This is a genomic window from Paenirhizobium selenitireducens ATCC BAA-1503 (assembly GCF_000518785.1).
Classification (GTDB): domain Bacteria; phylum Pseudomonadota; class Alphaproteobacteria; order Rhizobiales; family Rhizobiaceae; genus Allorhizobium; species Allorhizobium selenitireducens.
Genome location: NZ_JAEG01000007.1, coordinates 314911 through 334236, shown reverse-complemented (window position 1 = coordinate 334236; position 19326 = coordinate 314911). Strand labels below are relative to the sequence as shown.

21 protein-coding genes and 1 pseudogene are annotated in these 19326 nt (G+C 63.0%); 8 read left to right on the top strand and 14 right to left on the bottom strand.

The genetic code is table 11. The features are described from left to right. Positions 1 to 176: 176 nt before the first annotated feature. Positions 177 to 1550: a TIGR03808 family TAT-translocated repetitive protein gene (locus L867_RS0111445; protein ID WP_028737012.1), complete on the top strand. Its 1374-nt coding sequence runs from the start codon at positions 177 to 179 to the stop codon at positions 1548 to 1550. Between the two features lie 145 nt (positions 1551 to 1695). Further along, a complete protein-coding gene (locus L867_RS25095; protein WP_051438935.1) occupies positions 1696 to 3522 on the top strand; it encodes a bifunctional diguanylate cyclase/phosphodiesterase in 1827 nt (608 codons plus the stop codon). A 93-nt stretch (positions 3523 to 3615) separates the two neighbouring features. Here L867_RS25095 and L867_RS0111435 read toward each other — a convergent pair whose 3' ends face one another. Beyond that, complete coding sequence (locus tag L867_RS0111435; protein ID WP_028737011.1) at positions 3616 to 4140, bottom strand: DUF2087 domain-containing protein; 525 nt, start codon at positions 4138 to 4140, stop codon at positions 3616 to 3618. A gap of 304 nt (positions 4141 to 4444) precedes the next feature. Here L867_RS0111435 and L867_RS0111430 point away from each other — a divergent pair, with 304 nt between their 5' ends. Then, the gene (locus L867_RS0111430) at positions 4445 to 5104 is read left to right on the top strand and encodes a glutathione S-transferase family protein (RefSeq protein WP_028737010.1); all 660 of its coding nucleotides are present in this window, start codon (positions 4445 to 4447) and stop codon (positions 5102 to 5104) included. A gap of 53 nt (positions 5105 to 5157) precedes the next feature. On the opposite strand, the gene L867_RS0111425 is transcribed toward L867_RS0111430, so the two are convergent. Further along, entirely contained in the window at positions 5158 to 5373 is a 216-nt protein-coding gene (locus L867_RS0111425; protein ID WP_028737009.1) for a KTSC domain-containing protein, read from the bottom strand. Positions 5374 to 5557: 184 nt separating this feature from the next. On the opposite strand from L867_RS0111425, the gene L867_RS0111420 reads away from it, so the two are divergent. Beyond that, positions 5558 to 5977, top strand: coding sequence for a VOC family protein (locus L867_RS0111420; RefSeq protein WP_028737008.1), 420 nt, complete (start codon positions 5558 to 5560; stop codon positions 5975 to 5977). Between the two features lie 98 nt (positions 5978 to 6075). On the opposite strand, the gene L867_RS0111415 is transcribed toward L867_RS0111420, so the two are convergent. Further along, entirely contained in the window at positions 6076 to 6432 is a 357-nt protein-coding gene (locus tag L867_RS0111415) for a hypothetical protein (protein ID WP_028737007.1), read from the bottom strand. 130 nt (positions 6433 to 6562) lie between these two features. On the opposite strand from L867_RS0111415, the gene L867_RS25090 reads away from it, so the two are divergent. Next, positions 6563 to 7351: a DeoR/GlpR family DNA-binding transcription regulator gene (locus L867_RS25090; protein WP_051438934.1), complete on the top strand. Its 789-nt coding sequence runs from the start codon at positions 6563 to 6565 to the stop codon at positions 7349 to 7351. On the opposite strand, the gene L867_RS0111405 is transcribed toward L867_RS25090, so the two are convergent. Next, a complete protein-coding gene (locus L867_RS0111405) occupies positions 7331 to 8236 on the bottom strand; it encodes an AraC family transcriptional regulator (protein WP_028737006.1) in 906 nt (301 codons plus the stop codon). The genes L867_RS25090 and L867_RS0111405 overlap by 21 nt on opposite strands. A gap of 98 nt (positions 8237 to 8334) precedes the next feature. Between L867_RS0111405 and L867_RS0111400 the strand changes: the two genes are divergently transcribed. Next, entirely contained in the window at positions 8335 to 9084 is a 750-nt protein-coding gene (locus L867_RS0111400; protein WP_028737005.1) for an SDR family oxidoreductase, read from the top strand. Here L867_RS0111400 and L867_RS28200 read toward each other — a convergent pair. The 3 genes from L867_RS28200 to L867_RS0111385 form a co-directional block, all read right to left on the bottom strand. Further along, the gene (locus tag L867_RS28200; protein ID WP_028737004.1) at positions 9031 to 9318 is read right to left on the bottom strand and encodes a hypothetical protein; all 288 of its coding nucleotides are present in this window, start codon (positions 9316 to 9318) and stop codon (positions 9031 to 9033) included. The two genes, L867_RS0111400 and L867_RS28200, sit on opposite strands and share 54 nt — an antisense overlap. Before the next feature lie 202 nt (positions 9319 to 9520). Then, positions 9521 to 10024: an SRPBCC family protein gene (locus L867_RS0111390; protein WP_028737003.1), complete on the bottom strand. Its 504-nt coding sequence runs from the start codon at positions 10022 to 10024 to the stop codon at positions 9521 to 9523. Further along, the gene (locus L867_RS0111385) at positions 10017 to 10364 is read right to left on the bottom strand and encodes an ArsR/SmtB family transcription factor (RefSeq protein ID WP_028737002.1); all 348 of its coding nucleotides are present in this window, start codon (positions 10362 to 10364) and stop codon (positions 10017 to 10019) included. Before L867_RS0111385 ends, L867_RS0111390 begins: the two co-directional genes overlap by 8 nt. Positions 10365 to 11023: 659 nt before the next feature. Here L867_RS0111385 and L867_RS0111375 point away from each other — a divergent pair. After that, the gene (locus L867_RS0111375; protein ID WP_028737000.1) at positions 11024 to 11413 is read left to right on the top strand and encodes a cupin domain-containing protein; all 390 of its coding nucleotides are present in this window, start codon (positions 11024 to 11026) and stop codon (positions 11411 to 11413) included. 387 nt (positions 11414 to 11800) lie between these two features. On the opposite strand, the gene L867_RS0111370 is transcribed toward L867_RS0111375, so the two are convergent. The 5 genes from L867_RS0111370 to L867_RS0111350 form a co-directional block, all read right to left on the bottom strand. Beyond that, positions 11801 to 12574 (bottom strand): hypothetical protein, encoded by a 774-nt coding sequence (locus tag L867_RS0111370; RefSeq protein ID WP_028736999.1) that lies wholly within the window; start codon positions 12572 to 12574, stop codon positions 11801 to 11803. A 2-nt stretch (positions 12575 to 12576) separates the two neighbouring features. Next, on the bottom strand, positions 12577 to 13092 hold the full coding sequence (locus tag L867_RS27350) for a hypothetical protein (RefSeq protein WP_104368049.1): 516 nt from the start codon (positions 13090 to 13092) through the stop codon (positions 12577 to 12579). A 364-nt stretch (positions 13093 to 13456) separates the two neighbouring features. Then, the gene (locus L867_RS0111360) at positions 13457 to 14464 is read right to left on the bottom strand and encodes an asparaginase (protein ID WP_028736997.1); all 1008 of its coding nucleotides are present in this window, start codon (positions 14462 to 14464) and stop codon (positions 13457 to 13459) included. 322 nt (positions 14465 to 14786) lie between these two features. Continuing rightward, positions 14787 to 16718 carry an O-linked N-acetylglucosamine transferase, SPINDLY family protein gene (locus L867_RS0111355; RefSeq protein WP_051438933.1) on the bottom strand — a complete coding sequence of 644 codons (1932 nt, stop codon included), beginning with the start codon at positions 16716 to 16718 and terminating at the stop codon, positions 14787 to 14789. Between the two features lie 97 nt (positions 16719 to 16815). Then, positions 16816 to 17370 carry a TetR/AcrR family transcriptional regulator gene (locus L867_RS0111350; protein WP_037173137.1) on the bottom strand — a complete coding sequence of 185 codons (555 nt, stop codon included), beginning with the start codon at positions 17368 to 17370 and terminating at the stop codon, positions 16816 to 16818. Between the two features lie 91 nt (positions 17371 to 17461). On the opposite strand from L867_RS0111350, the gene L867_RS0111345 reads away from it, so the two are divergent. Then, entirely contained in the window at positions 17462 to 18205 is a 744-nt protein-coding gene (locus L867_RS0111345; RefSeq protein ID WP_028736994.1) for an SDR family NAD(P)-dependent oxidoreductase, read from the top strand. 194 nt (positions 18206 to 18399) lie between these two features. Here L867_RS0111345 and L867_RS26830 read toward each other — a convergent pair. Continuing rightward, positions 18400 to 18510 (bottom strand): annotated as a pseudogene (locus L867_RS26830) (zinc-binding dehydrogenase); the annotation flags it as partial. A 119-nt stretch (positions 18511 to 18629) separates the two neighbouring features. Beyond that, positions 18630 to 19172, bottom strand: a complete 543-nt coding sequence (locus L867_RS0111340) for a hypothetical protein (RefSeq protein ID WP_028736993.1) — start codon at positions 19170 to 19172, stop codon at positions 18630 to 18632. Between the last annotated feature and the right edge of the window lie 154 nt (positions 19173 to 19326).

The window sequence follows — 19326 nt, the reverse complement described above, 5'->3', positions numbered from 1 at the left end:
AGGCTTCGCTGAAGCCTTGGCATTGATCTGGCGCAAACTGTTCCGGCCGGACGGACGATGGATGATTTGTCGCAGCCCTGCTTGCCGCGCCCGGCACTTTCGGCCAAGGTTTCGGAGATCGGATGCGCGGGCAGCCGTCTCTGGCTGCGCGGGCCAGTCTTCAACAGGGAGCGGTGATGCTGAAAAGGCGTGACATTCTGGGTGCTCTGGCAAGCCTGCCGGCCTTGCGGCTGGTGTTTTCCGCGCCCCACGCTTCCGCCCAGTCGCAGCCGATCGCCGCCGACCTGCGCGGGGCGCTGGATGCGGCGGAGGCCGGCATCGTGCCGGGCGCCGCGGACAACCAGAGCCGCAAGCTGCAGGCGCTGCTCAATGCCGCAGCCGCCGGCGGCCAGCCGGTCTTCCTGCCGGCCGGTACTTACGAAGTTTCCAATCTCGACCTGCCCGACGGCACACGTCTGATCGGCGTGCCGGGCGCCACCCGTCTCTCCTATAGCGGCGACGGCCATCTGGTAACCGCGCGCGACGTCCGCCATGTCGCGCTTTCCGGCATCACGCTCGACGGCGCCAATCGCTGGCTCGCCGACTATGCCGATGCGCTCGTCTCCTTTCGCACGGTCGATGCGGTGGAGATCGTCGACTGCGAGATCGTCGGCAGCCGCAAGCATGGCCTGCAACTGGAGCGCTGCGGCGGACGGATCAGCGACTGCCGCATCACCGGCGCCGCCGATGCCGGACTGCTGGCGATCGAGACGAGAGCGCTGGCGATCAAGGACAACGACGTCTCCGACTGCGGCAATGGCGGCATCCTGGTGCATCGCTGGACCAAGGGCGAGGACGGCGCCATGGTGAGCGGCAACCGCATCGCCCGGATCGCCGCCCGGGCCGGCGGCACCGGGCAGAACGGCAACGGCATCAACCTGTTCCGCGCCGACAATGTGCTGGTTGCGGGCAATCACGTCTCCGACTGCGCCTTCTCGGCGATCCGCGCCAACTCGGCGTCGAACGTGACGATCGCCACCAACCAGTGCCTGCGCTCGGGCGAGACGGCGATCTATGCGGAGTTCTCCTTCGAAGGCGCGCTGATCGCCGACAATCTGGTCGATGGCGCGGCCAACGGCATTCTCGTCGTCAATCTCGACCAGGGCGGCCGCCTCTCCACGGTCTCCGGCAATATCGTGCGCAACCTGAAGCTCGAAGGCCCCTACCCCCATGACGGCGCCGGCTTCGGTTTCGGCATTGCGGTGGAGGCAGACACGGTGGTGACCGGCAATGTCATCGAAAACGCGCCGAAATGGGGGGTGATGCTCGGCTGGGGTCCCTATTTGCGCAACGTGGTGGCGAGCGCCAACATCATCCGCAATTGCCCGGTCGGCATTGCCGTCTCGGTGGTCGAGGGCAGCGGTACGACGCTGATTTCCGGAAATGTGATCAGCGAAGCGAGCGACGGCGCCATCCTCGGCTATCGCTGGAACGACAAGGCGGGTGGCGAGTTGATCGAGGGTGCCGGTGACTTCGGACACCTGACGATCGAGGGAAACCGGCGTGGCTGAGGCCTCGGCCGCGGGCGGCTCGCCATACGGGCTCAGATGCAACATGCGCGCGAAAACATCGTTACATTGCTATTTTAGGGTCCTCGTAACAACTGCTTAAGGCCGACGTGGTTGTATTCGCGGACAGACAACCTCGCGTACGGCCATGCTGACAAAGCTGCAAAACAAGATCCTTGAAATGATTGCCACGGGCGTTCCGCTCGGGGAGACGGTCGATCTGCTGTGCCGCACCGTCGAAGAGATCGTCCCCGGCATCGTCTGCTCGGTGCTGGCGCTCGATCCGCAGAACCGGCTGCGCCACCTTGCCGGCCCCTCGCTTTCCGCCCACTACGCTGCGGCGATCGACGGCGTGCAGATCGGCCCCGGCGTCGGATCGTGCGGCACGGCCGCCTTTACCGGCAAGCCGGTGACGGTCACCGATATTGCCAGCCATCCCTACTGGGCCGACTTCAAGCAACTCGCCCTTCCTCTCGGGCTCGCGGCCTGCTGGTCGACGCCGATCATCGGCTCGGGCAAGGTGCTCGGCACCTTCGCCTTCTATTTTCACACGCCGCGTGGCCCTTCCGAAGTCGAAGAGAAGATCGTCGAAGCCTGCGTGCATCTCTGCGCCATCGCCATCGAGCGCGACCAGCGCGTGGCCGAACGGCGCCGGCTTGCCGAAACCGATGCGCTGACGCAACTGCCCAATCGAGGCCGGTTCAACGACGTTGTCGCATCGCAGGACCAGAGCGATTGCCCCTGGGGCGTACTGCTGGCCGACGTGGACAATCTCAAGCTGGTCAACGACACCTTCGGTCACCGGGCGGGCGACGACCTGATCCGCAATGTGGCAGCCCGCATCGCCTCCGTCGGCGAGGCCGGCATGAGCTTTCGCCTCGGCGGCGACGAGTTCGCCATCATTGTCGCCGGCGACGCGAGCAAGGATCTCTCCGCCGTCGCCGCCCGGGTGCTGGAGGCGATCAGACTTCCCTGCACCTGCTCCGACCATGTGATCTATCCGTCGGTCACGCTCGGCGGTGCTGTGGCCATGGCCGGCAACAGCGCCGAACAGGTGCGCCAGAACGCCGACTACGCGCTTTATCATGCCAAGGAACGGGCGCGCGGCAACTATATCGAATACGTGCCGGGCCTGGGCACCGCGATCGTCAAGCGGTTCCGGGCGATCCAGGACGTAACCGAGGCGCTGCGCGAAGAACGCATCGAGGCCTACTACCAGCCGATCGTCGACCTGGCGACCGGTCGGATCGCCAGCCTCGAGGCGCTCTGCCGGATGAAGACGCGCAACGGCGAAATGCTGGCGGCGGCGCATTTCCACGAAGCGACCAAGGACGCCAACATCGCCTTCGAACTGACCCGGCGCATGCTCGGCAAGGTCGCGGCCGACACGCGGCGCTGGATGGATGCCGGGATCGACTTCGGCCGGGTCAGCGTCAATTTGTCCGCCGCCGACTTCTACCGCACGGGGCTGGCCGATCGGGTCGCTTCCTATTTCGCCGAGGTGGGCGTGCCGTTGAAGAAGGTCACAGTCGAAGTGACCGAAAGCGTCTATCTCGACCAGCGCGACCAGATCGTCGCCGAGCAGATCCAGGACCTGAGAACCGCCGGGATGAGCGTCGCGCTCGACGACTTCGGCACCGGCTTTGCCTCGCTCACCCATCTGCTCACCGTTCCCGTCGACGTCATCAAGATCGACAAGTGCTTCGTGCAGCGCATGGTCAACGACCGGGCCGGCGCCGTCATCATCAAGGGGCTGATCGACATCGCCAAGGGCCTCGGCATCGGCGTCGTCGCCGAGGGCGTGGAGACGGCGGAACAGGCCGAATCGCTTTACCGGCTCGGCTGCATCTACGGCCAAGGCTACCTCTATTCGCGGGCGGTCGACCGTTCGGCCATTTCGACGCTGATCAGGGAGCACCGCATCATCGGCACCCCACTCGGCATAACCGAAACCCCGATCAGCGCGGCCGGCTGACCACGCGATCGCAGCCTTCATTTGCGCCGCAGCGCCATTGACGCGAAAGCAAGCCCCGCATGGCCGTTGCAGGACGGCCATGCGGCTCTCGCACTAGCCCCGGATCAGCGCCAGCGCATCGGGCGGCGGGCGGCGTTCGATGCGGCGGTAGCTGCGGCAATCGGCGGTGCGTGCCAGAAGCTTCAGATTGACCATCTCGCGGCGAATGAGCGCGTGATCGCCGAAAGCGTGGTGGCGCTTCAGCAGGTCGTTGACCTGGCGCTCGGTCATTTCCTCTTCGGCGGGGAAGAAGGACCACAGCTTCCACAGGCAGAGAGCCTGAAGATTGGTCTTGCCCGGCCAGCGCAGAAGAACGTCCTTGGCGTCGAAGCAGCGCGCCGCGGTTTCGACCCGGCGGAAGTCGACTTCGGGCTGCGGTTCCGGCGCCGTGGCGAGACGGGTTTCGGCGGCGCGCGAGGCCTTCAGGTGCTGATAATTGCGAAAGCCCGCCGCGCGCGACAGGATGTTGAGGATCTCGACATGGCCGGGCGTTTCGCTCCGCGCTTCGAGTTCCCGCTTGATGGTCCTGGCAAGCGCCGACAGATCGGGCGCCTCATAGGTATGGATGATACGCGACATCGTCACTTCCTCGATATCGTGCCCTGGCGAACCAGAAAAGCCGGTGGTCACCGTCTTCCGACCAGGCACGGGAAAAGTGGCTGTCGGTTTTCTTCAGAGAAAGTCAGGTTTAGCTCCCCTTGCGGGGCGGTGACGCCTGGGTGAACTGCGGACCCATGCCTATGCGTTAAGATTTCGCCGCCGCGAAGTCAACATTGGCGCCGGCGGTCATCATGGAAATTCATGGCCGGATCACCGATCTCCGGCTTTTCATCGGTGCTTGCGACCGATAGCCTTCCGGCAAATCAATCGGAGGGTCCCTTTCATGCTGAAGATCTATGGCGTCTACAAATCGCGGGCGACGCGCACCTTCTGGCTCGCCGGCGAACTCGGGCTGGCGTTCGAGCACGTGCCGGTTCTCCAGGCCTACAAGCTTGCCGACCCGATGGCGGCCGGGGTCAGGACCAATACCCGCTCGCCGGAATACCTGGCCGTCAATCCGATGGGCGCGATCCCGGCCATCGACGACGACGGGCTGAGGCTCTATGAGAGCATGGCGATCAACCTCTACCTCGCCAAGAAGCACGGCGGCCCGCTGGCGCCGAAGGATCTCGCCGAGGACGCGCTGATCACCCAGTGGTCGTTCTTCGCCGCGGCGGAGATCGAGGCCAATGCGCTGAAGATCTCCTTGGCCAATGCGCAGGGACGGCTTGCCACCGAGGCCGGACAGGCCGAGGCGGAGGTGGTGTCGCGCCTGCTGAAGCGGCCGTTCGGCGTGCTGGAAAAGCATTTCGCCGCCAATGATTATGCGGTGGGCGGACGCTTCACCGTCGCCGATCTCAACCTCGCCGAAGTGGTGCGCTACGGCCAACCCTACCAGCCGTTGATGGACGAGCATCCGCACACCGCCGCCTGGCTGAAGCGCTGCCAGGAGCGGCCCGCCTTCAAGGCCATGTGGCAGACGCGTTTCGACGAACAGGAATAGGAAAGGTGCCGGGCGCGGCGCGGCCTGCGCCCGCCCGTGACCCGGCCGTCGCCTCAGCGCAACCGCGTCATCTTGTAATCGCCCTTGCGGATATGCAGGTGGTAATAGGTGCCAGGAGATTCACAAGTGATCAGGGTCTGGTAGATGGTCTCCGGCACACCGTCGATCTCGTAGACGTCACCCTTGCGCAACTCGACTTCGAGCCGCAACGCTTCCGGATCATAGTCCACCGCGGCGATTTCGCGCGACGAAAGCGTAATCCTGCTCATACACGCACCTCATGCACATCCGGAACGGTCTTGCGGTGATGATCATTGCAGTCGACGCAAACGATTGTGCATTGCAACATTCAATTGTCAATTGCAAAAGCGACAACCGCGACACCGGCTGGATGGCTTGCGCGCGGGCCCAATGGCGCTAGGCTGGACGAAGAACACAATCGAGGAGACCCCCATGCGCCCGTTTCATCTGGCCTTTCCCATCACCGACATAGAAGCGACGCGGCATTTCTACGGCACGGTGCTCGGCTGCCGCGTCGGCCGCGAAAGCCCCGGCAAGTGGATCGACTTCGACCTGTTCGGGCACCAGATGTCGGCGCATCTGAGAGCGGAAATGCCGAGGGACACGGCCAGCGGCGCCGTCGACGGCGACGTAGTGCCGATCCCGCATTTCGGCGTGATCCTCGCCATGGGCGATTTCCTGGCGCTGGTCGAGCGGCTGGAGGCCGACCCGGACACGCGCTGGGGGCTGAAGCCAAAACTGCGCTTCGAGGGGCAGGCCGGCGAGCAGCGCACCCTGTTCATCTTCGATCCCTCCGGCAATGCGCTGGAGTTCAAGGCCTTCAACGACGACGCGGCGATTTTTGCCGCCTGACGTCTCCTGAACGCCGGGCCGCAGCGCGGGTCAGCGAACCCGGACGGTGGCCCCTCCCCTGACACGGAGGGGCGCGCCGATGATCACGGCCACCCGTCTCAGGCGCAGCCGGGCACGTCCTCCAGCCGGTACCAGACGGGAATGCCGCGTTCCGTGGCGATGCGAACATCGTTGTCCGCCCCTTTCGAGGCGCCGGGCAGGCGCAGCACGCCTTCGCACAATTGCAGCAGGCGGCCCGCCACCGGGTGGAAGATTTCTTCGTAGAGATCGTCGCCGATCGTCTTTCCCCCCGCCGCATGCCAGACCGGCAGCGCCACCCATTCGCCGATCATCGGCACGTGCCCCGCCTTGAACAGCGCGTGCGACGGCGCCTCCAGCCGCTTGAGATTCTCCGCCATCTTCACCGGGTCGTCGCCGGTGCCGGAGCGATAGGGGCCGGCAATCAGTATCAGCATGCGTTCATCTCCCATGGTTTGTCTCACCTGCATTCTGCAAGCCTGCACGATCTTGCGTGATTTTGCTGGATTGTCGAATCCATTCGCGTATTATCGTGAACATTCCGGAACGAACACGCAGGAACACGTTATGCTCGGCAGCCAGCGCAGGACGCATATCCTCGAGATCCTGCGGACCGAGGGCCAGGCCCTGGCGGGGGCGCTGGCGCGGGAACTCAATGTCTCGGAAGACACGGTCCGCCGCGACATGAACGAGATGGCGGCGCAGGGACTGCTGAAGCGGGTGCATGGCGGGGCCCTGCCCATTGCCCCCGATCTGCCGGACCTCACCGCCCGCCGCAGCGTGGCGAATGCGGAAAAGGCGGCGCTTGGCGCGCGGGCGGCGGCCCTCATTGCGCCGGGGCAGATGGTGTTCCTCGACGGCGGCACGACGACGGCGGAGATCGCCCGCCACCTGCCGCGTGACATGCCGCTTGTCGTCGCCACCCATTCGCCGACGATCGCTGCCGAATTCGAGCACCATGCCAAGGTCGAGGTGATCCTGATCGGCGGGCGGCTCTACAAGCATTCGATGGTTGCGGTCGGTGCCCGGGCGATGGCCGCGATCGACACGATCCGCCCCGACATCTTCTTCCTCGGCGTCACCGCGGTCCATCCGCGCCACGGCCTGTCGACCGGCGATTTCGAGGAGGCGGCGATCAAGCGGCACATTCTCGATGCGAGCGCGAAAACCTATGTGGCGGTGACAGAGGAAAAGCTCGACGCCGTCTCCCCCTGCCGCATCGCGCCGCTCGACGCGATCACCGGGCTGATCGTGCCGGCCGGGATCGACGGAGAGAGGCTGGCGCCCTATCGGGAGGCCGGGGTGGCGGTGATCGAGGGGGGAGGTCGCAAAATCTCAATCCCTATCGGCAACTAAAGCAAATCTCGATGGCGGAAGTCCGACGAAGCGGGTGAAGGCGGTGCTGAAGGCGCTGGCGGAGCGATAGCCGACCCGTTCTGCGACTTCCTGAATGTCGATATTGCCCTTCATGAGGAGGTTTCTCGCCAGCGTCATCCGCCAGGAAATCAGATATTCCATGGGCGCCACGCCCATCGCACGGCGAAAGCGATTGAAGAATGCGGACCGGGAGAGTGCGGCCTCGCCCGCCAGTTGCTCCATCGTCCATTCCCGGGTCGGATGTTCGTGAAGCAGGCGGATGACGGGTGCGAGGCGTTCGTCGCCGAGACCGCGCAGGATGCCGTGGGGTGCGGTCTTACCCGAGGTCGAGCGCAGGGTCTCCAGCAGCAGCACTTCCAGCAGCCGGGCGAGGATCATCTCGCGCGCCGGCCTTTCGTTGCGGGCTTCATCGGTCACGAGCCTGACCAGGGCCGACAGCCTTTCATCTCCGCGGACATGAAAGAACCGCGGCAGCAGGGACAGGAGCAGGTCCGCATCCGGCGAACCGAAGGAGAAATGGCCGACCAGCAGCCGCGCATTGGCGGGCGCGTGGGGATCGCCGTGCCTGATCTCGCCCGGAAGCCGGGTGACCGTGCGCGGATCGACCGTGTGATCCAGCGTCTCTCCGCTGCCCGACATGGTGAAGTTGCACATGCCGGGAACCAGCACGAAATCGCCCGCACGCAGCTCGACCGGGGCCTCGCCTTCCACCGCAAGGCGGGACGCGCCCTCGATCACCACACAATAGAACGGGTTTCCCGGCCCGTCGCGGGTGACACTCCAGACACCACCTCCGCTGACGGCTTTCGACAAGCCCGCGCTCGGCTGCAGCAATGTGACCATCTCGGCGAGTGGATCGCTCAAACGACACTCCTGATAATGTTTTATGGATCATAGATTATATATCGCATCCTCTGAACGATCTACCCTTCTTTCATCCAAGACTGAAAAGGAAAAGAAGCATGAAGACCGTTCTCATCACCGGGACATCCTCCGGGTTCGGACTGGAGACCGCAAAACTCTTTCTCGAAAAGGGCTGGAGGGTCGTGGCGACGATGCGCACGCCGCGCGCCGACCTCCTGCCCAGCTCGGAAAATCTCGACATCCTCGCTCTCGACGTCACGGACGCCGACAGCATCCGCAAGGCGGTCGAGGCGGCCGGCCCGATCGACGTTCTGGTAAACAATGCCGGCATAGGCTGGATGAATGCGGTGGAGGGAACGCCGATGGAGATCGTGCGCGACCTCTTCGAGACAAACACCTTCGGCACCATCGCGATGACGCAGGCGGTCCTGCCGCAGTTGCGGGAGCGCAGGCAAGGGGTCGTCATCAATGTGACGTCGAGCGTGACGCTGATGCCTCTGCCGCTGCTGTCGGTCTACGCGGCCAGCAAGGCCGCCGTGAATGCCTTTACGGAGGCTGCGGCGCTGGAACTCGAACCTTTCAACGTGCGGATGAAGGTCGTCCTGCCCGGCCGCGCGCCGGCGACCAGCTTCGGCGACACGGCGCGATCAAGAATTCAGGCGGAAGGCGGCTTCCCGGAAGCCTATGCCGCCGTGGTCAAGTCCGTGTTCGCCGGGTGGGAGCAGCAGGGAGAAGCGGAAATCACCCATGCGGACGATGTGGCTGAGGCCATCTGGCGCGCCGCGACCGATCCGTCATCGCCCATGCGCATCCCGGCGGGCGCCGATGCCGTCGCCCTTGCCGGATAGAGGAATGGTGCCTCGATCGAAAGGCACGTTTGTCAGCCGACGTCCCGACATGCAGCCGGCACAGTTGCGCATCGAGTGATTGGCCATGCCCATCAGGGCCACCTGTTCTGCGCCGTCCTTTTCGAAATAGCGAGAGAGAAGGGCAGCGATCATGCTTTCGGCGGCACGGCTTGCGCCCTGTCGCGAGGCTGGGGTGGTGTTGGAGTAAGGGGCGGCGAAGGTGGTTCCCGTCATTCTGACATCGTCGCCGACCTCCTGCTCCTGGCTGCTCCTCCCACTCTTGGCCTCCCCTCCCCAACCCCTCCCCACAAGGGGGAGGGGCTAGCCGCGGCACCCGCCGCGAGTCTTCTCCCCCCTTGTGGGGGAGATGGCCGGCAGGCCAGAGGGGGGTTGGCTCCAACAGCAAACGTTGCCCGGGTCACCTTTCCGACCCGTGCTACTCGCCCATGCTGGCAAGCAATTCGTCGAGCTGCTCCAGTTGTTCGGGCAATGCGGCGGCCGAACCCTGTATGGCTTCATCGAGCGCCTCCCTGGACGGGTAGACTTCGTGGAAATGCAGCAGCGTCTTCCCGCCCATATCCTCGAAGGTCACGGTCGTGACCGCGCCTTCTTCGCCCTCGTCATTGGTCCAGACGATGCGTTCGTTCGGGACCACCTCGAGATATTTGCCGTAGAAGGCCATGGTGTCCGAACCGCCCGCGCCGAATTCCAGCCGATATTTGCCGCCGGTGCGGACGTCCATTTCACAGGATACGAGCGAAATGCCGGATGCCGATTTCGGCAGCCACCAGCGCTGGAACAGCTCGGGCTGGCTCCACGCCCTGTAGACCGTGCTCGGCGGCGCATCGAATGTCCGCGTTATGACCAGTTCGCGATCCCCTCTGCGTTCGATTGACGTGCGGTTCTGCGCGCCTCCTGCATTGTCAACCTGCTCATTCATCGCGTCCCTCCCGGTTCATTTCGCTGATGATTTCGTCCAATGCTTCGAAGCGGGCCTCAAAGAGCCTGCGATGCGCCTCGATCCACTCGGCTTCGGCCGTGAGCCCACCTTTCCCAAGCCCGCAAATTCTCACCCGTCCCACCTTCTGCGTGATGACGAGCCCCGCCCGCTCGAGGACCTGGACGTGCTTCTTCATGCCGGTCAGCGTCATCTGGAACCTGTCCGCCAGACTGGTGATCGACGCATCCCCTCGCCCAAGCTGGTCGATGATCCCGCGGCGGGTCGCATCGGACAGCGCCGCAAAGGAGAGATCGAGAGTGGGGCTTATATACTGAACCATTCAGTTCAGTTTCTACACGACACCCACAGGAAGCGCAAGTGTCTCGAGCTTTCCTGCAGTGCGCCGCCTCACTGACCAGGATCGTATGGGCCGTGTCGATCGTCACCGCGGCAATCGCCGCGGGCGCTTACATGGGTTGGCAGAGCCACCGGTCCGTCGGAGCACTGGCGCTCGGATTTGTTGGACCAGTGGCCGGTGGCTTCCTCAGTTCGCCGTCGGTGATCATGCAGATACTGTCTTGACCGTGTGGGCGGCGACCGGCGCGCCACGGCCCGTCGACCGGCGATTTCGAGAAAGCGGCACATTCTCGACGCGAGGCGAGGGGTGGCGGTGATGGCGTGAAGGGCGGCAGAGTGGTCCCCGTGTCCGACATCACCCCCGACCTCCCACTCTTGGCTTCCCCTCCCCAACCCCTCCCCACAAGGGAGAGGGGCTGGCCACGGCGCCCGCCGCGGGTCTTCTCCCCCCTTGTGGGGGAGATGGTCGGCAGGCCAGAGGGGGTTTTTCTCGGGCGTATAGGGGAATGATGGGGCGGAGGTCGGCAACGGCGGATTTCGGGCCACGCCGGACTCTCGCACGAGACGAGTGGTGTTACCCCCCGCTCCTTCATGGTAGGCATGCTTCGCTTCAGCATGACGAGCCAAAAGGAGCCAGCCGCAATGAAATGCCTGCGCATCTATGCCAGCCCGGATGGCGAGTCGCATTTCGACGAAGTTGAATTGCCGACGACCAAGATTTCGGTGCACCCTGACGCCGTGTCGTTCGACGTTACGGCCAGCTATCCGGCGTCTCGCGTCCGCTTCACCCATATCCCGGCGGGCATGCGCGAGGTTGCCTGGCATACGGTTCCCGAGTCGGTGCTTACGATCAGGCTGGATGGCTCGGTAGAATACGAGACGAGCGACGGAGAGGTGCGCCACGTTCAGGCGGGCAGCTTCGTGCTCGTGGAAGACACGCACGGCAAGGGCCACCTGTCACGCCATTCCCCGGAGCCGCAGACTGTCATCTGGATCTCGCTGCCAAACAGCCTCGATTTGCCGCCCGCATAGTCTGTCCGGGTATGGCCGGCGCTGCCTTCCGTCTCCCCCTTGTGGGGAGATGGCCGGAAGGACAGAGGGGTGCCTCCGGCGTAGAGGGGATGATGGGGCGGAGGTCGGCGGCGGCAGATTTCGGGCTCGAAAGGGCCGTTGGAGATCATGATGTATGCATGACCGCTTCGCGCCCAAGGCCTAGTTGCGCCGATTGCATAGACGCAATTTTTTCTCTATAATTTCAGTGACTTGATTGCATTTACAGCTACGTGCCGCACGCTCCTAACTATCGCTAGTCGCCTAAACAGAGAACGTTTTCCATATGCCCGCCACCGACCGGCAACGACTGGACTACGTCGGCTTTCGCCCGTATTCAAATCGACCGATAAGCGTGGTGCTAGCCAACTACTTCCCCGTCACCAAAAGCCCGGACTTCTCGACATGCGCCTGTCCGGGCGGCAGGATTTGAACAACTCCCGCCTTCTCGTCGTATTGGACCCAAGCCTTCTTGTGCAGCGCCTTGATGACTTTTCGCTTGAAGTCGGTTCCATTCTTGTACTCGACCCAAGCCTGCAATTGGGCGACGGCGACGGGCTTGCCTTCGGCATAGAGTAGGATCATCACCTTGTCACCCGCCGTCTTTGCTGGTTCCAGAACACGCCGCACATCGCCACTTGCCCATACCATAAGGAAGCTGCGGGCGGTGACAGCCTCAACAACGGTGTGCGAGTCATTCAATGGCAGTTGAGAATAATTGCGAACGAACTCGCCCATGACCCACTTCATGCCGCGCAGGAAAAACTCCGCATCCATGTGGTTTGGACTGACCTCGGCAGACACATGGCCGATAGCTCGGTTATTCCGCAGTTCATAGAGCGCAGCCAGAACCTTCGGAACCTGCATACAGAGTGACTTGCCCTTTGTTCCGTTGTGTTGCTCTAGACGCTGACAGGCCTGTGGGAAGCTCCTTGGCTTTGATGGCTTGGAAGCATAGGTGCCCGTCGCGTGTCCCTCACAGATGCAGAATGCGATCTCGCAGAACTTGCCCGCCTTAAGGCCAACTTTCTCCCAATCGGCTACACGGTATTCGTCGAGCGCTTGGTTGAACTCCTCAATAAGCGGATCGCGCAGACCTGCAGGTATAGTTTTCAGCGTGTCTTGAAGTGTCGCTAGTCCCACAATCAGTCTCTATCCCAGTAGTAGAGCCAAGACTGACCCTCCTTTATGCGCTGAAGGTCTCCCCTCTTAACGAGGGGGCCGACGGCCGCACTTACTTGGCTGCTCGTGTGGTTCTGGGCCTTCTCAGCCAATCGAGCAACAATGTCAGCCGTGCTGCGCTTTTGGGAAAAATAGCCCTCGCCCTTCAGCTTCATAATTCGTTCCGGGCAAGAATGGCCGGCCGGAGGCTTCTTCGATGCCTTGCGAGTGCGGGCTTTTGCCTTTCCGTTTTCAGCGGGAGGCGCTTCCTCGGTTGAGTCGGCCTCATTGACAACCTCTGGCTCCGCTCCATGTGGGCGGCTGCCAAATCCAGCTTCCTCGATTAAAGGAAACAATCTTGCGAGCAAGCCTTCAACAAACTCTTTCTCGCCTTCAATGTCTATAACGCCCGCAGGCGCGTCAATATGGACCCGATTAGTCAAGTTGACCTCCGCACCAATTAAGCACGGCATGATTGCGCTAATGGTCCAGATGTTCAAGGTGTTTTAATGGGTTGCGCTATTTCCCCTGACGACATTTCGACGACAGGCAGCGGGGAAGTTTAACAGAACCGGTTCGGCCTTGCGATCACTGCAGCGTTTTCGGGAAAGCCCTGGGCATCTCGTTACTCATGGCGGGATGAAGACCGGCAATGTCGGTATCGTCTTAACGATGCCACCGATCACGCCGGTCGCAATCTGCTCATGGTTGACAGATAAGCGCACAGATGCTGGGCCTGCATTTCTGGGGCGGAGCGGTGGCGCCACTGCGGGAACGACACATCAGCCTCGGATGAGGCTGATGTGTCGTTCCCGCAGACAGTGGCAGCATCGAACCGCGCCGACCCGACTCTCGCAGAAGCCCTCACCCAAACAGCACATCCGTCACCCGCACGTCACCGACATGCAGGCCGTTCCAGTTGCGCATGGAATGGTTGGCCATGGCCATCAGGGCCGAATGCTCGGGCATGTCCTTGTCGAAATGCCGGGCGAGAAGCGCGGCGATCATGCTTTCGGCGGCGCGGCTGGTGCCGTCCTCGCATTTGACGGCGAAGGACAGGCCCTTTTCCGGCAGGATGGCGCAGAACACGCCCTCGGCGCCGGTCTTGGCAAAAATCTTGCCCGGGGCCACCTGCATCAGCCGGGTGCAGAAGCGTTTCGTGCCGGCGACGTAGAAGGGTTCGGCCATGCAGGCCTCGATCAGGCGCTTCGACGCGGCGGCCCGCACCGGCTCCAGCCCCTTGCCCGTCGCCATCTTGCCGAAGCCGCGGGCGAGCGCGACGAGCGGCACGGCATAGGTCGGGATCGAGCAGCCGTCGGTGCCGCAATTGTCGCGGCTGAGCGGGGTGCCGGTCAGGTTTTCCATGATGCCGCGGATTTCCGCCTGCAGCGGATGGTCGTAGCCGGCATAGCCGCGCGGGTCCTCGCCCGAATGGCAGCAGGCGCAGACGAAGCCGGAATGCTTGCCCGAGCAGTTGTTGTGAAGCGCCGTCGGCTTTTCCAGCGTGCGGGCCTGGTGGATCAGCACCGGCTGTTCGAACGACCAGTGGGCGCCGCATTCGAGCACGCTTTCATCGCGTCCGGCGGCCTTCAGCATCGAGGCGGCGAGCGCCACATGCTCGTCTTCGCCGGAATGCGAGGAGCAGGAGAGCGCCAGTTCCTTCATCCCGAAGCCATAGGCATCGGCCGCGCCGCTTTCGATAAGCGGCAGGGCCTGCATCGCCTTGCAGGCCGAGCGGGGAAAGGTCGCCGCGTCGATATCGCCGGCCGAATAGACGATGGCGCCGTCGCCATCCACCACCACGGCCATGCCGCGATGGCGGCTTTCGACAAGCTTGCCGCGGGTGACTTCGACGGTGACGGGATTTTCCATGGCTGGTCTCGACAGGTTGCGTTTCGTTCCCGTCCATAGACCAAACCGGGGCGCGATCGGCAAGGGATCGCAAAACGATCGGCAACAAAAAAGGGCCGCGCGAGGCGGCCCTTCCATGAGTTTGGTCCCATTCCGGACCCGGATCACGCGGCTGATCCGTAGCAAGGCGAGGTCAGGCCGAGGGCTGCCCCGTCGAGACCATCGTCTTCGCCAAGCCCGTCATGCAAACCGAAATCTCATTAGACATTCGATCACCTCCCTTTCGTTTGTTGACACTGAACAGGAGATGGGCGTCGAGGACCACGGTTTCAAGGGGTGCCGATCAGGAGGCTTCGCCGGAGAAGGGCGTGGTGCGCGGCGGTAGCGCCTCGACGTCGATATGGTCTGGCCCCAGGCCCGCCCTCGCCCGCGCGGCCATGGCCTCGTAGCCCCGCTCCAGATGGCGGCAGAAGCGCTCGTTGTCGAACAGCGGCGCGGTGAAGCGGGCCTCGTCGAGACGGGACCTCAGGGCCGTCAGCGCATAGGGGTCGCGGGCCAGCATCACGGCCTTGTCGACAAAATCCGGGTCGGTCTCGGCGATCAGTTCCGGCAGGCCGATGGCGGCCAGAAGGCTGGCCGATACCCGGCTGGCGAAGGTCCTGCCCCTTGTCGCCAGAACCGGCAGGCCGGCCCAGAGCATGTCGGAGGTGGTCGTGTGGCCGTTCCACGGGCGGGTGTCGAGCGCGAGGTCGGCGAACGGGATGCGGCTGACATGCTCGGCATAGGGCCGGTTGTCGGCAAAGATCAGGCGCGCCGGATCGATGCCGCGCGCCTTGATGGCGGCAGTGAAATTGCGGCGCGCCTCGGGGGAGCGGCAGAGGATCCATAAAAGCGAGTCCGGCACGGCGGACAGCACCGCGACCCAGAGCGACAGCGTGCCGGGCGTGATCTTGTAGCTGGCGTTGAACGAGGCGAAGACGAAGGCGTCCTCCGGCAGGCCGGCATCGCTGCGTTCCATCGGCTGCGGCCGCGGGCGGGTGCGCCAGTTGTTGGCCTGGTAGGTCTCCGGCAGGCGGCAGAGCTTTTCCGCGTAGAAGGGTTTGGCACTGTCGGGGGTAATGATCGGATCGGTGATCGCATAGTCGAGGTCGACGCCGGTGACAGAGCCGGGGAAGCCGAGATAGGTGACCTTCAATGGGGCGTCGGAGAGATTGACGATGCCGAGCCGGGCCCCCATCGTGTGGCCCTTGAGGTCGACCAGGATGTCGGTCCGGCGTTCGCAGATCAGGGCGGCTGCCGCCTCGTCGGAGAGGTGGCCGACCGGAACGATCCGGGCGCGCAAGTGCTCCGGCCAGGCTGCCTGCTGGGCGGCGGAATGGCGCTCGGTATAGCAGAACAGGGTGACGTCGAACCGCTCGAGGTCGTGGGCGGCCATGGCCTCGAGGAACAGCGTCATCGTCGCATGGCCGTGGAAGTCATTGGACAGGTAGCCGATGTGGATCTTTTCGCCCGGCGCGGAGAAGGCCCGGCGGGTGCGGCGGGTGGCCGAGGGCAGGGTCGCGGCATAGCTTAGACCCTCCTGGCTCGGACGGGCATTGAGCGCCTCGTCGTCTGACCAGAGGATGCGGCCAAGCGCCGGCTCGCGCGCCATCAGGCCGGCGGTCAAGGGTGCGTCCGGCTGGCGCATCAGCGCCTCGTGGCGCTCGATGGTGGGGAAATCCAAAACCTCGCGGGCGACGGCGAATTTCGAGACATTGAGGAACAGATCGTCGGGGCGGGTCAAGAGCGCCCGGTCGAGTTCGGCATAGAGCGCGTCGAAGCGGCTCATCAGCCGGTGATGATTGACGATCAGTGCCATGTGCCGGTCGTTGTCGCGGTCGAGCCGCTCCAGCATCGGGTCCATGTCGCCCCAGCGGCCGCGGGTGAAGAAGGCGCTGGCGACGGTGAAGGCCAGTTCCGGGTCTGAGGGGTTCAGTTTCACGGCCCGGACGCCGACGGCAAGCAGCAGATCGGTCAGACCGGCCGCCTGGGCGAGCGTCACCGCAAGCTTCAGATAGCCGGCGGCCGCCTTGTCGTCGGCCTTTTCCGCCGCGCGGGCAAAGGCCTCGGCGGCGGCCGTGCGATTGCCGGACTTGAACTGGATGTTGCCGATCAACGCCAAGAGGCCGGGATGGCTGGCGCCGCCTTCGGCCACGGCCTTTTCGGCGAATTTCAGCGCCGATGGCAGCCGCCCGGCCTGATATTCCTTCAGCGCCTGCTCAAAGCTCTTCTTCATGGCCTTCGCCTCCATCCGTCGCCGGCAGGCTTACGGATCGACGGTTGCACGAGGCTGGCGACGGGGGACGCGGGCCATTGCGGTCATGGTGGGACTTTCAGCTCTCAACGATCCCATTCATGAATACGCCAACCAAATGAGCGATGTGCGCTTGTGGTGAGCTGTCTTGCTCGGTAGCGAGTGATATTGCGGTCGCTACGCAGACTATATCGTTGAAGCTGATGTCAGGTCGAACAGCGCCCGTTTCCTGTGCAGCATGCAAAAGTCGGGCACCTTCTTCACTGGTAGCGAGACATCCGGGCGTTCCAATCTTGAGAACCGTCCCGAGAGACGCCGCAAAACCTCGATAAATATTCGTATATCGGACGAGTTCTTCAAGGTAGGCCCGCAGGGCGTTTGAGGGGGCAAGATCAACTGCTCTTGCACGGCTCGTCTCGGCAAAATCCAAGAAGCGGGCACTATACGTCGCGGCCAGGAGGTCTTCCCGACTTGGGAAGCGGCGATAAAGCGTCCCGATCCCAACCCCGGCGCGCTTTGCGACCTCGTCCAATGAAACGCCCGCGCCTCGCTCGATAAAGACTTCCTCGGCCGCGGCAAGGATTCGCTCCTTGTTTAGCTGCGCATCGGCTCGCAATGGGGTTTCGTCAGCCAAAAAATTCGCCTCACCATGACTTGTAAGCGGAGGATATCTCCATATAGTAAGTGGAGCAATCCTCCATTTACAGCGAAAGTGAGCGAATGACATGACGAAACGATTTAAGGACAAGGTCGTGGTGATCACGGGCGGAACGGACGGCATAGGCCTGACCGCAGCCAAGTTGTTCGCCGCAGAAGGTGCCCATGTGTATGTCACGGGACGCCGGCAAGAACGCCTAAACGAGGCGCTCAAGGAGATCGGCAACGGCGCCGTCGGCGTCCAAGGCGACGTCAGCGATCTTACGGACCTCGACCGGCTTTATGCGGAGGTAAAGCGTGATCACGGCCGCGTGGACGTGGTGTTTGCAAATGCCGGCGTGTCCGAGTCCGCCCCGATCGGTGCCATTGAAGAAGATCATTTCGACCGCGTCTTTCGCATCAACGTGAAGGGCATGGTCTTCACCGTGCAAAAGGCTCTGCCCCTGATGTCTGCCGGTGGTGCTGTTGTGTTGACTGGATCGGGGGCGGGAGCCAAGGGCTTTGCCAACCTGTCCGTCTACAGCGCCACGAAGGCAGCGATCCGCTCGTTCGCACGAACATGGACGACCGATCTGAAAAGCCGGCGCATTCGTGTGAACGTCGTGTCACCCGGCATGGTCCTCACACCGGCGATGCAGACCTATCTGCAGAACAATGCCGGCGCCGAAGAATGGATGCAGCAAGCTATTCCGTTCGGCAGGCTCGCCCAGACCGAAGAGATCGCCAAGACGGTTCTGTTTCTGGCATCGGACGAAAGCAGCTTCGTTGGCGGAGAGGAGCTATTTGTCGACGGCGGCTTCGTGGCAGTGTGAAAACGACTATCGGTCTTGTGACGTCCTGAAACCTTCGAGCGGTTTCGCCGCAAAGCTCCCTGGCCAAAGTCGGAGTTTTGCGGCGGAATTTTCACGGCGCCGTTGACCACTTCGGACAGAAAGTGGCCGTTAGTAGCATTCGCTGCGTAGTTCCGCGAAGAGGGCATACGGATGGGGGCCGCCGCCCCCTGCCCTCACCCCAGCGTCAGCACGATCTTGCCGATATGCTGCGAACTTTCCATCAGGCGGTGGGCCTCGATGACGTCGCCGAAGGGCAGGACGGTGTGGATGACGGGGGCGACGGTGCAGCATCGGCAGCTTGGCGCCTATAGTGGTCGCCGTTCTCCAAATACTTTCGTTTTCAGCTCAAGCCATACCAATCAGGAGAACTGCAAAGCTCACAAAAGAATCGCTCTGTGCTGACTTATTTGAGGGGTGCTGGTATCGGTTTGCCCAATTCCTGAAGCTTGATGACGTAGTCGCGCATGGCGACAGGCGCGATCATGGCAAGATTGCCGAGTTGCGCGGAGTAACCAAGCGTCACAACGAGCGTTCTGCTCGTTGGCGACGGCTGAAGACTTAGTCTGTGGATCGGCCCCTTTGGATGGAACTCATAATTTATGCCTACGTCCTTCAAGGGAAACCGGTCTTCGTAGGAACGCAATTTCACGCACCCACGCTCAACTAGCTGGTCATTTTCCACGAAGAGAACGGTACGGTTTCGCGCGACGCCAAACACGACACTGCCTGCAACAATCATGAGGACCAAGAGTCCTGACAACGCATAAAAACCAATTCTGCCTGCGCTCGCTTGCGCCTTGCCAGCGTTAGCATCGCGGTTCAAGCGCATGATGGCTGTCACGAAGAAGGAAAAGGCGATGAAACAGATCAGGGCGGTCAGGAAAGCCCCATAGCCTCGTTGAAGACAGCTCGAAATATCCGATAGATCGCCATCCAGAACCAGCATGCCTTTCCACCCCCCCGATCAGCCCTCAACCAGAAGCGCATCAGCGACCTCCAGGGCAGGCTTCTTCGAATATGACCTTCGGCTTTCAGTTGTATGAACAAGCCATGTAGGGTTGCAACGGCCGCTTCGGGTCGACAGTGGCCGTCGATGGCAT